This window comes from Xanthomonas campestris pv. campestris str. ATCC 33913, assembly GCF_000007145.1.
Classification (GTDB): domain Bacteria; phylum Pseudomonadota; class Gammaproteobacteria; order Xanthomonadales; family Xanthomonadaceae; genus Xanthomonas; species Xanthomonas campestris.
The window spans coordinates 4837549-4850572 of sequence record NC_003902.1 but is presented as its reverse complement, the minus strand read 5'-3'; the positions used below and the strand labels follow the sequence as shown (position 1 = coordinate 4850572).

8 protein-coding genes are annotated in these 13024 nt (G+C 66.4%); 6 read left to right on the top strand and 2 right to left on the bottom strand.

What is annotated here, in order from left to right:
* The first annotated feature begins 66 nt into the window (after positions 1-66).
* From XCC_RS21165 to XCC_RS21155, 3 genes are read left to right on the top strand one after another with little or no spacing between them, the layout of a single operon-like run.
* Positions 67-489 (top strand): hypothetical protein, encoded by a 423-nt coding sequence (locus XCC_RS21165; RefSeq protein WP_011039152.1) that lies wholly within the window; start codon positions 67-69, stop codon positions 487-489.
* A gap of 10 nt (positions 490-499) precedes the next feature.
* Positions 500-949 carry a 3-dehydroquinate dehydratase gene (locus XCC_RS21160; RefSeq protein ID WP_068574254.1) on the top strand — a complete coding sequence of 150 codons (450 nt, stop codon included), beginning with the start codon at positions 500-502 and terminating at the stop codon, positions 947-949.
* Positions 930-1157: a hypothetical protein gene (locus XCC_RS21155; protein WP_014506079.1), complete on the top strand. Its 228-nt coding sequence runs from the start codon at positions 930-932 to the stop codon at positions 1155-1157. Before XCC_RS21160 ends, XCC_RS21155 begins: the two co-directional genes overlap by 20 nt.
* 182 nt (positions 1158-1339) lie before the next feature.
* Here the strand turns inward: XCC_RS21155 and XCC_RS21150 are convergent, their stop codons facing one another.
* Both XCC_RS21150 and XCC_RS21145 read right to left on the bottom strand, forming a co-directional pair.
* Positions 1340-3067 carry a PQQ-binding-like beta-propeller repeat protein gene (locus tag XCC_RS21150; protein WP_164923352.1) on the bottom strand — a complete coding sequence of 576 codons (1728 nt, stop codon included), beginning with the start codon at positions 3065-3067 and terminating at the stop codon, positions 1340-1342.
* 790 nt (positions 3068-3857) lie between these two features.
* The gene (locus XCC_RS21145; RefSeq protein ID WP_012439617.1) at positions 3858-4397 is read right to left on the bottom strand and encodes a gluconokinase; all 540 of its coding nucleotides are present in this window, start codon (positions 4395-4397) and stop codon (positions 3858-3860) included.
* Between the two features lie 158 nt (positions 4398-4555).
* Here XCC_RS21145 and XCC_RS21140 point away from each other — a divergent pair, with 158 nt between their 5' ends.
* From XCC_RS21140 to XCC_RS21130, 3 genes are all read left to right on the top strand, one after another.
* The gene (locus tag XCC_RS21140; protein WP_011039147.1) at positions 4556-5938 is read left to right on the top strand and encodes an MFS transporter; all 1383 of its coding nucleotides are present in this window, start codon (positions 4556-4558) and stop codon (positions 5936-5938) included.
* Positions 5939-5982: 44 nt separating this feature from the next.
* On the top strand, positions 5983-8337 hold the full coding sequence (locus XCC_RS21135; RefSeq protein ID WP_162274443.1) for a GH36-type glycosyl hydrolase domain-containing protein: 2355 nt from the start codon (positions 5983-5985) through the stop codon (positions 8335-8337).
* 741 nt (positions 8338-9078) lie between these two features.
* Positions 9079-12522: a hybrid sensor histidine kinase/response regulator gene (locus tag XCC_RS21130; RefSeq protein WP_011039145.1), complete on the top strand. Its 3444-nt coding sequence runs from the start codon at positions 9079-9081 to the stop codon at positions 12520-12522.
* Positions 12523-13024 lie beyond the last annotated feature (502 nt).

Here is a 13024-nt window from a genome sequence, read left to right as displayed (position 1 = left end):
TAGCGCCTTTATGCCCGGCAGGCCTACTTTGGCACTCCCGCACCGTGGTGCGTTGAGTCGAAGACGATGTGTATCCTGATTTTGCGTGGCCCGCAGTCCGATGCGATACCGGTGGCGCCGCTGCCGCTGTGTGCCGGGCGTGACCTGCGCACGCTGGCGTGTGCTGACCTTGCGAGCTTGATCGCCGGGCTGCAGGCAGCCGGTGGCGATTCCGATGTGGAACTGGTGCTGCTGGATTCCGGCGATCTGCCGCTGCACGAGCGGACGTGTGCGACGGCCTTGCGTGCGGCAGTAGATGCCTTGCCCACGCCGTACATCGAGCTGCATGCCGACGCCGGCCAGGAGCTGGAGCCGTGGCTGCATCCGCAGCATGCGCCGCTGGCGGTGGTAATCACGCCGCACGATGCGCCGCGTGCGTATGCGATGTCACTCGGCATTGCAGCGCGGTGTTTACCGGCGCTGCATGCGCTGATGCGCGTGGCTGCCTGAGGCCGCCGACATGTCGATCATGATTCTGCGTGGGCCGGAAGCGGCATCGTCGCTGGTGCGTGGGCCGCAGGCATTGCCGCGTGCGGTGATCACCCAGTTGGTGCGCTGCGCCAGGGATGCGGGCAAGACGGTGGCGCTGCGCGCCTGTGGGTCGGAGCAGGAGTTGCTGGATGCCTTACGCGTGGCCGGGCAGGCGCGCATGGAGATCGCGCTGATCGATCCGGGCAGCTGCGTGGACAGCGTGCGGCTGCACCGCGTGCTCGCCGGGCTGGCGTATCCGTATGTGGAAGCCCACGACGACAGCACGGACCGGCCGGAGCGTTGTTTGCCCGCCGGGCTGGGCCAGCGGGTGGCCATCGTGCGTGGCTATTGCGCGCAGAGTTATTTGCTTGGGCTGGAGATCGCGCTGGAACATCTGGGCTGCACGGAGATTCAGGGCGATGTCCACGTTGGCACCTGAGCGGCAGCTGCTGCATTACTTCGCCGACTACGAAGGCTATTGCGATGGTCGGCCGGTGCTGTGGGGGCAACTGGCCTACAGCGTGGAAGTGCCTGCCGATGGTGTGCTCGATGCCGCAGAACTGGTGTGCGCGTTGCGCCGTCGCGCGGCCGAAGCGCATGGGCTGGAAGCGGGGCAGATCCGCTTATGCCAGGTCACGCGGCTGTAGGGCGTGCTCGCGCTCGAAGCAAGGCCGGTGTGGGACGTGCAGCAACGAGGGCGCCGATCATGTGCACACGCGCATCGGATACGGCCCGTCTCTCGGCGCCACACACAACGACGCCACCCGAAGGTGGCGTCGTTGTTTTGCTGTCACTACGCGTCATTCAACGCAGCGCACGTGCTAGCCGATTACTTGGCCGCACCGCTGTCCGGCACAAACTTGATCAGCTGGTTGCTGGTGGCGGCGGTGCCGAAGTTGAAGCGGCCATAGCCCGCGCCCCAATACAGCGCGCCGTCGACCACTGCCGGCGAGCTGATCACCGAACCGGTGGCGTTGTAGTTCCACAATGTGGCGCCGGTGTCGGTATCCAGGGCGACCATGTTGCCGGCCATCGAACCGGCGTACAGCAGGTTCGGCGACACGGTCAGCGAGCCCTGACCACCGGCCGGCACGTTCGGGTTGACGCTGTTTACGCCGGGCACCTTGACCTGCCACTTGATCTTGCCGGTGGCCGCATCCAGCGCTGCCCACGAGCCGCCGTTGTGGCTGACGGTGTTGTCCGGCCCCAGGGTATAGGTGGCGTTGGAGCTGTTATTGATGGCCACATAGACCTGCGACTTGTACGGGTCGAACGCGGTGCCCCACTCGACGCCGCCGGTGGTGCCGCCCGGGCCCACCTGCGTGGACCACACCTTGGCGCCAGTCCTGGCGTCGAAGGCCCAGTAAATGCCGCTCTTCTGGCCGGCGCCGACCAACTGCTGCGGCTTGCCGTCGCGCCAGACGGTGAACAGCTGTACGCCGGCGCCGCCGAAGTCGTAGTCAGGACCGGTCAGGTTGGTGGCCTGCGTGTTCGGGCACAGCCCATTGGTGGGCGCCACGATGCAGGACAGGTTCCAGGCGTCGTAGCCCTGCGCGCGGTCGGCCCAGGCCAGCTTGCCGGTGTCCAGGTTCAAGGCGACCACCGAGTCGACGTAGTTGTCCGGCGCCATGCAGTTCAACTCATCCTGCACGGTGAGTTCGCTGCCGCGGTAGGACCGCGCATTGGAGACGCAGTTGCCCACGCCAGCGGGGATGTTGTAGTTGTTGCCGGTGCCGAAATACAGGCGGCGGCTGATCGGATCGATTGCCACCTGGCCCCACACCGATGCGCCGGTATAGCCCTCGGGCACGTTGTAGAACTGCCACACCTTCTTGCCGGTGTTCAGATCCAGTGCCACCACGCTGCCGCGGAAGCTGAAGGTGTGGTTGGCGGCCAGGTTGCCCCAGTCACCCGACGAAATGCCCACGTAGATGCGGTTGCCGTAGATCACCGGCGAAGAAGTGATGCGTGCCTGCGGGTTGGATTCGGCCACGCTGCTCCACAGCAACTTGCCGGTCTTCTTGTCGATTGCCATCACCGTACCGGAGGCCTGGTCGCCAACGATGATGCTCTTGCCGCTGATCGCCGGCGTATTGCGCGTCACCGAGTTGGCGTTGCCGGTGTAGTCGGACAGCTTGGCCTGCCAGTTCGGCTTGCCGCTCTGCGTGTCCACGCTATACAGCGTGCCGCCCCAGTCGGGCACGTACAGCGTGCCGCCTTCTACGCTCGGCGTCGCCGAGATGTCGCCAGTGGTGGTCAAGGTCCACGCCGGCTTGAGGGTCGGGGCGGTAGTGCGATTGATCTTCCATTCGCCAGGCGCGAAGCGGCTGTTGAAATAACCGCCACCAGCGGTAGGCCAATTATTGGGGCTGGCAAACGGAAGATTGCTGCCAAAGGAACGCCAGATCTGGCCGGACGCTGCAAAGGCGCGGGTATCCAGGGAGGACACCGACGGTGGGGCGGTTGTGCCGGACTGGGCGAAAGCCACTGCGCTGGCGAGCAGGCAGGGGATGAGCGTCAAACTGCGAAACCGCAAGCGGCGAAGAGAATTGGTCATCACGGCGTGTCCATTGGTGAAGGAAAGCGCTGAATCCCCCCGGATCTGCGTGGTGAAGATCGCCGATTGCGATGACCGTGCAACCCATCGGTGGCGCCGTGTTCATGTCGCGGTCGGGTCTGGTTGTGTCTGGTAGTACCAGCTTGGAAAAATTCTGTTCAGCGCGTTCGTTATTCGCACAAATACTGATGATGCATCACGATCTGCGCGGGCTGTGATAGACAAAATGATTCAATCGGACGATCACGCAAACCCCTGTAAAACAGCGGTCTACTGAAAGTAACCTGGCCACGTTGCGCATCCTGTGTGACGCCTGGCACTCGCGTGAGCTGCCCTGCATCGCGGCATCTGCAGACTACCAATACGCCGCGCTTCAAGCGGCGCGATGCGTTCAATCCTGTAGCGGCGCAGCATGCTGCGTGTCTACGCGCGCGCGGGTCACGGTGGGGTTCGATGCATGCACCGATTACGTATTGGCGCGTGCCCGCGGATATGCGAGGGCGCACTGAGTTGGATGTCGCGGAAGCAGCCAGCTGCGCATCGTCGCCGAATGCGAACGCGATGGTGCCGTTTGCTGCAACGTGCCGTGCGCCGCAGCGTCAGCAGCGCGTTCTGCGGCAGCAATTTCTATCGCATCCGCAAGTTGAAGCTACATGCTGTGCGGCGGACCCCACGCGCTGCCACACATCACGCCGTCACCGCACCTGAGTTGGCGTTGCAGCGGCGTTATCGCACGCACGCCGCCCACACATGCGACCCATCGATCCCACTGCCACTGCAACGCGTTGCGCTACTCCAATGCCAGCTGCGCGATCGCGTCCTGCACCACCTCCGGCACGGTGGCATCCACGTCCACCGATACCACGTCGGCTTCGTCCAGCGGCAGTTCCAGCGTCTGCAGCTGGCTGTCGAGCAGGCTCGGCGGCATGAAATGGCCCGCGCGTGCGCTCAGGCGTGCGGCGATCACGTGCGGCGCGGCATGCAGGAACACAAAGCGCATCGGAACCCCGCTGCGGCGCAGCAATTGGCGGTGCGTGCCGCGCAATCCGGAGAACGCCAGCACCACCGATTCACCGCTCTGCACACAGTCGCGCAAGGTCGCCGACAGCAGCTCTACCCAGGGCAGCCGCATCGCATCGGTGAGCGGTTGCCCGGATGCCATCTGCGCGCGCGCGGCCACGCTGTGATAGTCGTCGGCATCGAGAAAACGGAAGCCGTAGTGCGTGGCCAGGGCCTGCGCAATGGTGGTCTTGCCGCTGCCCGAAACGCCCATCACCACGATGGCCAGGGGCGAAGCGGACGCGGGCGTGGCAGCTGCTGCAGTCTCCATCACGTCAGGTTATATCTCCGGATCGATTCGGCATGTTGCCGGATTTCACGTTGGCGGCAGGCCGATGCGTGGTGTAGCGTCGGCGCTCCTTGCCAGGTGAGCGGTCCAGCAGCGTAACGGTGCGCTCCGCCGGGTTCAACGCATCCGAAGGTCTGTCGATGACGTCATCGCCTGCAACGCCTCCGCCGTTGGCGCCACTGCGCCTGCGCGAAAAACTCGGTTACGGTGCCGGCGATCTGGGCCTGAATCTGTACTGGGCCAACATTTCCGCGTTCCTGCTGATCTTCTACACCGACACCATGCACCTACCGGCCGCGGCCGTGGGCACGATGATCCTGCTCACCAAGATCGCCGATGCGATCGCCGACCCGGCGATGGGCGCGCTGGCCGACCGCACGCGCAGCCGCTGGGGCAAGTTCCGCCCGTATCTGTTGTGGGGCGCCGTCCCGATGGCGGTGACCGGCGTGCTCGCCTACACCACGCCGGCGCTGGATCAGAACGGGCGCATGTGGTGGGCCACGATCAGTTTCCTGGTGATGATGCTGGCCTACACGGTGGTGAGCATTCCGTACTCGGCGTTGTCGGGCGTGATCACCGCCGACAGCAACCAGCGCACCAGTCTGATCAGCCTGCGCTTCATCGCCGCCTTTGCCGGCACCACGCTGGTCAATTACTGCACGATGGATCTGGTGAAGTGGTTCGGCGGCGGCAACGATGCGCTGGGCTGGCAACGCACGATGATGCTGTATGGCGCGGTGGCGGTGGCGTTGTTCGTCACCGTGGCGCTGACCACGCGCGAACGTGTGCAGCCACCGCCGCAGCAGCGCTCACCGATCCGCCAGGACATCGCCGACCTGCTGCACAACCGCCCGTGGTGCGTGCTGTTCGTGCTGTCGTTGATCATCATGATCACCATCGTGATGCGCGGCGGTGCCGGCGTGTACTACCTCAAGTATTACGTGCAGCGCCCGGAGCTCACCGGGTTGTTTCTGGGTGGCTATTCGGTGTCGCTGGCGGTGGGTGCGGCAATCACGCCGCTGCTGACGCGTCACTGGGACAAGCGAACGCTGATGACTGCGCTGATGGCCGTCGTGGGCCTGCTCAGCTGCCTGATGTTCTTCATCCCCGCCGACATGGTGTGGGCGATCTTCGCCTTGAACATGCTGATCGGCGTGGCGCTGGGGCCGAAATCGCCATTGGCGTTCTCGATGTATGCCGACAGCGCCGACTACACCGAATGGAGCACCGGGCGGCGTGCCACCGCGATGACCTTTGCCGCGGCCACGTTCTCGCAAAAGCTTGGCGGCGCGCTGGCCTCGGCCGGCATCGCCTGGGTGCTGGCCGGCATGGGCTATGTCGCCAACAGCGCGCAGTCGCAAGCATCGTTGACGGGCATCGTGCTGCTGTTGACGGTGATCCCCGGCGTGGTGGCCTTGCTGGCCGCCTGGACCATGCGTTTTTACCCGCTGGACGACGGCCTGCTACGTCGCATCCAGCTTGAACTGGCCGCGCGCAAGCGCGACGAACCGGAGCACCCCTGACCGTGTCTGCAGCTTCCCCCGCACCCGACGATCTCGCCACGTTGATGGCGCCCAGCGCCGACGGCATGCGCTATGCGCTCTACAGCCCCACCGCCATGCCCACGGCCGGCGGCTTCCTGTGGAACCGCCGCATGATGGTGCAGCTGACCTGCCGCGGTTACGCCACCGCGCAATTCATGCAGCCGGAGCCGGCCAAGTACGCGCATGCGCCGCTGCTGGAAGCGCGCAATTTCATGATGCCTGAGCAGCCGTACTACGCGCATCATCCCGGGCGCTTCTTCTACCTCAAGGACGAAGACACCGGCGCGCTGTATTCGGTGCCGCATGAACCGGTGCGTGCGCCGGCGGAAACGTTCGAGTTTTCCGCCGGAAAGCACGATGTGCGCTGGCGGGTGCGCCACGACGGCATCGTGGTGGAGCTGTGCGTGTCGTTGCCCACCGACGATGCGGTGGAGCTATGGGAATGCCGCGTGCACAACCAGTCCGGGCGTACGCGGCGGCTCAGCCTGTATCCGTATTTCCCGATCGGCTACATGTCGTGGATGCACCAGAGCGGCGGCTACTCGCCGGAGCTCGGTGGCATCGTCTGCCGCAGCGTGACGCCGTATCAAAAGGTGGATGACTACTTCCGCCAGCGCGATTTCAAGGACTGCACCTTCTTGCTGCATGAGCAGCCGCCAGTGGCCTGGGACGCGCAGCAAATGGCGTTCGAAGGCGAGGGCGGGTTGCATGCACCGTCGGCAGTGCAGGCCGAGCAACTAGGCAACCACGACGCGCATTACGAAAACCCCGCCGCGGCGCTGCAGTACCGGCTCAGCCTGGCGCCGGATGCGGCAACCGTGTATCGCTTCGCGTTCGGCCCGGCCAAGGACGATGCGGAGATTGCGGCCCTGCGTGCGCGGTACCTGTCTGCCGAAGGTTTCGCCGCTGCCGCGCAGGACTATGCGCAGTATCTGCAGGCCGGGCGCGGCTGCGTGCAGATCGCCACGCCCGATGCGGCGCTGGACAACCTGGTCAATCACTGGCTGCCGCGCCAGGTGTTCTATCACGGCGACGTCAATCGCCTGACCACCGATCCGCAGACGCGCAACTATCTGCAGGACCACATGGGCATGGCCTACCTGCAGCCGGCCACCGCGCGCGCGGCGTTGCTGCATGCGTTGTCGCAACAGGAGCCCAGCGGTGCGATGCCGGACGGCATCCTGCTGGTGGAAGGCGCCGAGCTCAAATACATCAACCAGGTGCCGCATACCGACCACTGCGTGTGGCTGCCGATCTTTCTGGATGCGTATCTGGCCGAAACCGGTGATGTGGCGGTGTTGGATGCAGTGGTGCGCACGCACGACGGGCAGGCGCTCAGCGTGGCCGCGCGGCTGGACGCAGCGATGCAATGGCTGCTGGATGCGCGCGATGCACGCGGGCTGAGCTTCATCGCGCAAGGCGATTGGAACGACCCGATGAACATGGTGGGCTGGCGCGGCGTGGGGGTGTCCGGCTGGCTGACCGTGGCCACGGCCTATGCGCTGCGGCTGTGGTCCGGGATCTGCGCCGCTAACGGGCGCAGCGCGCAGGCAACGCAGTTCGGCCAGGCGGTGGAGGAGGTCAACGCTGCCGCCAACCGCGAGCTGTGGGATGGCCACTGGTATGCGCGCGGCATCACCGATGATGGCGTGCGCTTCGGCATCGCCGACGATGAAGAAGGCCGTATCTATCTCAATCCACAGAGCTGGGCGCTGCTGGCCGGGACCGCCGATGCCGAACAACGCACGGCACTGCTGGCCGCGGTGCGCGAGCAACTGCATACCCCGTACGGGCCGGTGATGCTGGCGCCGGCGTACACGCACATGCGCGACGACGTGGGCCGCCTGACCCAGAAATGGCCGGGCGCCGCGGAGAACGGTGCGGTCTACAACCACGCGGTGGCGTTCTATCTCTACAGCCTGTATCAGATCGGCGACGCCGATCGTGCCTGGGAGATCCTGCGCGCCATGTTGCCGGGCCCGGACATGGCCGACGCGCTGCAACGCGGCCATCTGCCGGTGTCGCTGCCCAATTACTACCGCGGTGCCTGGCACCAGTATCCGCGTACCGCCGGGCGTTCCAGCCAGCTCTTCAACACCGGCACGGTGGCCTGGGTGTACCGCTGCGTGCTCGAGGGCCTGTTCGGGCTGGTGGGTGACGGCGATGCACTGGCGGTGCGCCCGCAACTGCCCTCGCACTGGCCGCAGGCGCAGGTGACCCGGCAGTTCCGCGGCGCGCAGTTCGAGGTGGCCCTGACCCGCGAGCCGGGCCGCACGCAGCTGGAAGTGCAGGTGGATGGCGTGGTCAGCCCGGACCAGCGCGTGCACGGCATCGTCGCCGGACGCACCTACCAGCTCCAGGTACGGTTGCCGGGCTAAGCGCCCGGTGACGGTGGAGCGTTTGACGGCGCAGTGTTGAGGATTGAGGTGCGCGATGGGGTTCCTGGTGACGCCCATCGCTGGTAGAGCCCATCGCGCGCGAGCGCGCTCCTACGGGAGCGGGGCAGCGGACGTTGGCCAGATCGTTCCTGTGCGGATGGGCGCCATCGGCCGCGCTGTCACGTTAAACGCCAACGGATAGGCCACGCGCGTTTCGATACGACAGCACATGCGGTTCTCGATGCCCCCCGCAGGCCGCCACCAGCCAGTCGCCACGAACACAACGCCCTGTAGGAGCGCGCTTGCGCGCGATGAAGCTGTCCCGATACGCCGAACGCATAGCGCCGTCTCACCGCGGCTGTTAGCCCCCAGGCCGTGCACGTCCGGCAGGGCGCCTCATCTAGTAGCTGTAGCTACGGCCCAGCGGCAGATACGGCTGCCCGCGCTAAGCGCTCGGATAACGGCGCAGCGTGGGTGAGGAGCACGAAGGGCGTCCCGGTGAAGCCCATCGCGCGCAAGCGCGCTCCTACGACAGCCGGCCAGCGGACGCCGGCCAGTGCCCTGCGCGGATAACCGGCATCCACCGCCATAGCCAACACCCTCCACCGCGCCCCAGCCAGCCGCTCTTGCGATTCCCGACTCCCCATTCCCCATTCCCGATTCCCGATTCCCGATTCCCGATTCCCGATTTCCGACCCCACTGCGTAAACTCCCCCCTCGCATTCCCGCCTAGGAAGCCCGTTGGTCTCGAGCTGGATACTGCTGCTGGTCTCGCTGGGATATGCCGCGCTGCTGTTCGGGGTGGCGTGGTGGGGCGATCACCGCCCGCTGTACCCGGAGCGGCCGTGGCTGCGGCCGGCGGTCTACAGCCTGGCGTTGGCGGTGTACTGCTCGTCGTGGACCTTCTACGGCGCCGTGGGCTCGGCGGTGCGCAACGGCATCGGCTACCTGCCGATCTACCTGGGCCCGCTGCTGTTGCTGCTGTTTGGCTGGCGCATCATCGAACGGTTGGCGCTGATCGCGCGCGCCGAAAACACCGTCTCCATCGCCGACTTCATTTCCTCGCGTTATGGCCGCTCGCGGCGGCTGGCGGCGCTGGTGGCGGTGATCGCGCTGGTCGGCATCGTTCCCTACCTGGCCCTGCAGTACAAAGCGGTGGCGATGAGCCTGGAAGTGCTCACCGGCCACAGCAGCGCCGGGCGCGGCATCTTTGCCGATCCGGCGCTATACGTGGCGTTGCTGATGGCGTTGTTCGCCACCTTGTTCGGCACCCGCCAGGTGGATGCCACCGAGCATCACCACGGCATGATGCTGGCGATTGCGCTGGAGTCGGTGATCAAGCTGGTGGCGATCGTGGCGGTGGGCGTGTTCGCCTGGCTGTGGCTGGGTGATCACCAGCTGCACATCGCCGATTCGGCGCGCACACTGTTCCAGCACACGCCATCGGTAGGCTTCATCTCGCAGACCTTGCTCAGCTTCCTGGCCGTGGTGTGCCTGCCGCGGCAGTTCCATGTGGCGGTGGTGGAATGCAGCGATGTCGGCGACATCCGCCGCGCGCGCTGGTTGTTCGGCGCCTACCTGGTGATCATCTCGGCGATGGTGGTGCCCATCGCCTCGGCCGGTGTGGCCTTGTTCGGCCAGGACAGCTCGGTGGTGGACGATGCGGTGGTGCTGGCGCTGCCGCTGAGCCAGGGCAACACCGTGCTGGCACTGGTGGCCTACGTGGGCGGGTTCTCTGCGGCCACCGGCATGGTGATCGTGGCCAGCATCGCGCTGGCCACCATGGTCAGCAACGACCTGGTGATGCCGGTGCTGCTGCGCCGGCGCAGTAGTGCCGACGCGCGCGCCACCGTGGCCTCGCGGGTGTTGTGGATCCGCCGCGTGGCAATCCTGTTGCTGGCGTTGATCGCCTACGGCTACCACCGCAGCGTGGCCAACGACACCACGCTGGCCGCCTACGGGTTGATGGCGTTCGCGGCGGTGGCGCAGTTCGCGCCGGGCGTGATCGGCGGGCTGTACTGGCGCGGCGCCAGCCGCAAGGGCGTGGAGACCGGCATGGTGCTGGGCTTCATGACCTGGATCTACACGCTGCTGCTGCCGGCGGCCACGCGCGCCGGCTGGCTGCAGCCGGAGTGGCTGGTGGATGGCCCGTTCGGCATCGGCTGGCTTCAGCCGCAGCAACTGTTCGGCATGAGCGGCTGGGACCCGCTGGCGCATGGCACGTTCTGGTCGCTGCTGATCAATACCGGCACCATGATGGTGGTGTCGGCGCGCTGGCGGCCCGGTGTGGACGAGCGCCTGCGCGCAGCGCCGTTCCTGGACCCGTATTCGCAGCGGCCGGCGGTGGCCGGCGAATGGCCTGGCCACGTGCATGTGGCCGACCTGCAGGCGCTGGCCGAGCGCGTGGTGGGCGAGCGGCATGCGCATCGTGCGTTTCTGGATCAGGCGCAGTTGCTGGAACGCGAGCTGCAGCCCACCGCAGTGGCCGACCGCGCCTGGGTGCAGTTCACCGAGCGCCTGCTGGCCGCGTCCATTGGCGCCGCTTCCGCGCGGCTGGTGCTGACCAGCCTGTTGCGTGGCTCGGGCATGGAGCTGGGCGAGGTGGTGGCGGTGCTCGACGAGGCCGGCCAGGAGCTGCGCTTCAATCGCGAAATTCTTTCCACCACATTGGAAAACATCAGCGCCGCGGTCAGCGTGGTCGACCCGGACATGCGCCTGACCGCGTGGAATCGCCGCTACCAGCAGCTGTTCGGCTACCCCGACGGCATGCTCTACGTCGGCCGCCCGGTGGCGGACCTGATCCGCTACAACGCCGAGCGCGGCGAGCTGGGCGAGGGCGACATCGAAGACCAGATCGACCGCCGTATCCGCCACATGCGCGCCGGCTCGCCGCACGTGTTCGAGCGCACCCGCAGCGACGGCAAGGTGATCGAAATGCGTGGCCAGGCGCTGCCCGGCGGCGGCTACGTCACCAGCTACAACGACATCACCGACTACAAGCGCGCCGAGCGCGCGCTGCTGGACGCCAACGAAAACCTGGAGCAACGCGTGGCCGACCGCTCGCGCGAGGCCGAGCTGGCGCAGCAGTCCAAGACGCGCTTTCTGGCGGCGATCAGCCACGACGTGTTGCAGCCGCTCAACGCCGCGCGGCTGTTTGCTTCGGCATTGCGCGAGAGCCACCAGAACAACGAAGAACAGCGCCACCTGGCCGAGCGCGTGGATGCCTCGCTGCGTGCAGCCGAAGAGTTGCTGGACGGCCTGCTCGACGTCTCGCGGCTGGATGCCGGCGGCTTGCGCCCCACGGTCGAAGACTTCGATGCCAGTGCCTTGATGCACGAGCTGGCCGCGCAGTACGCACCGGTGGCGGGCAGCCGCGGGCTGCGGCTGCAGGTGCACGCCCGCGCGCTGTGGGTGCGTAGCGACCGCCGCCTGCTGCGCCGGGTGATGCAGAACTTTCTGGCCAATGCGCTGCGCTACACCCGCCAGGGCCGCATCGTGCTGGGCATGCGCGGGCGCGGCGCGCAGGTGGAGCTGCAGGTGTGGGACACCGGCCCGGGCATTCCCGAGCACCACATGCGGCAGATCTTCGAGGAATTTCGCCGCTACCAGCAGCCATTCGACTGGGGCGAACAAGGGCTGGGGCTGGGCCTGTCGATCTGCCAGCGCATCTCGCGCCTGCTCGATCACGACCTGAGCGCGCGCAGCCAGGTGGGCCAGGGCAGCATGTTCTCGATCCTGCTGCCGCGCGTGGACGCGGTGCCGGCCGCACCGGTGCCGGTGCTGGCGGTGCGCCCGCAGGCCAGCGGCGATTCGCTGGCCGGGTTGCGCGTGCTGTGCGTGGACAACGACCGCGAGATTCTGGACGGCATGCGCGCGCTGCTCGGCCGCTGGCAGGTGGAGGTGATCACTGCCAGCACCGTGGACCAGGCGCTGGAGCTTGCCCGCGAACGCCCGGACGTGATGCTGGTGGACTACCACCTGCACGACCGCCTCGATGGCCTGGACACCCTGGACGCCTTGCAGGCCGCCGCCGTGGACCCGATCGCCGGCGCACTGCTCACCGCCGACGGCCGCGATGAACTCAAGCAACTGGCGCGCCAACGCGGCTACCGCCTGCTCACCAAACCGGTCAAACCGGCGTCATTGCGCGCGTTCTTGAGTGCGTATCACGACACCATGCGGTGACGTGCGTTAGTTGCAGCTTGATCGCGCTACTTACAAAACACGCAACACCGTAGGAGCGCGCTTGCGCGCGATGAAGCCGTACCGGGAACGCCACACATCACCGGGAATGCCCATCGCGCGCGAGCGCGCTCCTACGAGTGAGTCGTGCCCTGATCCAGGAGCCTGTGCGCAGGCAACGGTCGCTGATGTCGCCGTGCGCATTCTTGAGCGCCCATCGCGACAAGATGCGTTGATGCACGGCGGCATCTATGATGCACCACGCTGCTTACAGAACATCCAACACCGTAGGAGCGCGCTCGCGCGCGATGAAGCGTTACCGAGAACGCCACATCACCGGGAACGCCCCATCGCGCGCAAGCGCGCTCCTACCAGTGCCCAGGCCGGTACCGGTGTCTGCGCGCAGGCAATTTTCCACTGATCTCGACGCGCGCATCCCTGAGTGCCTATTGCGCATGATCCGCTGATACGCGGGGTTTATGGATGCACCATGCTGATTACAGCA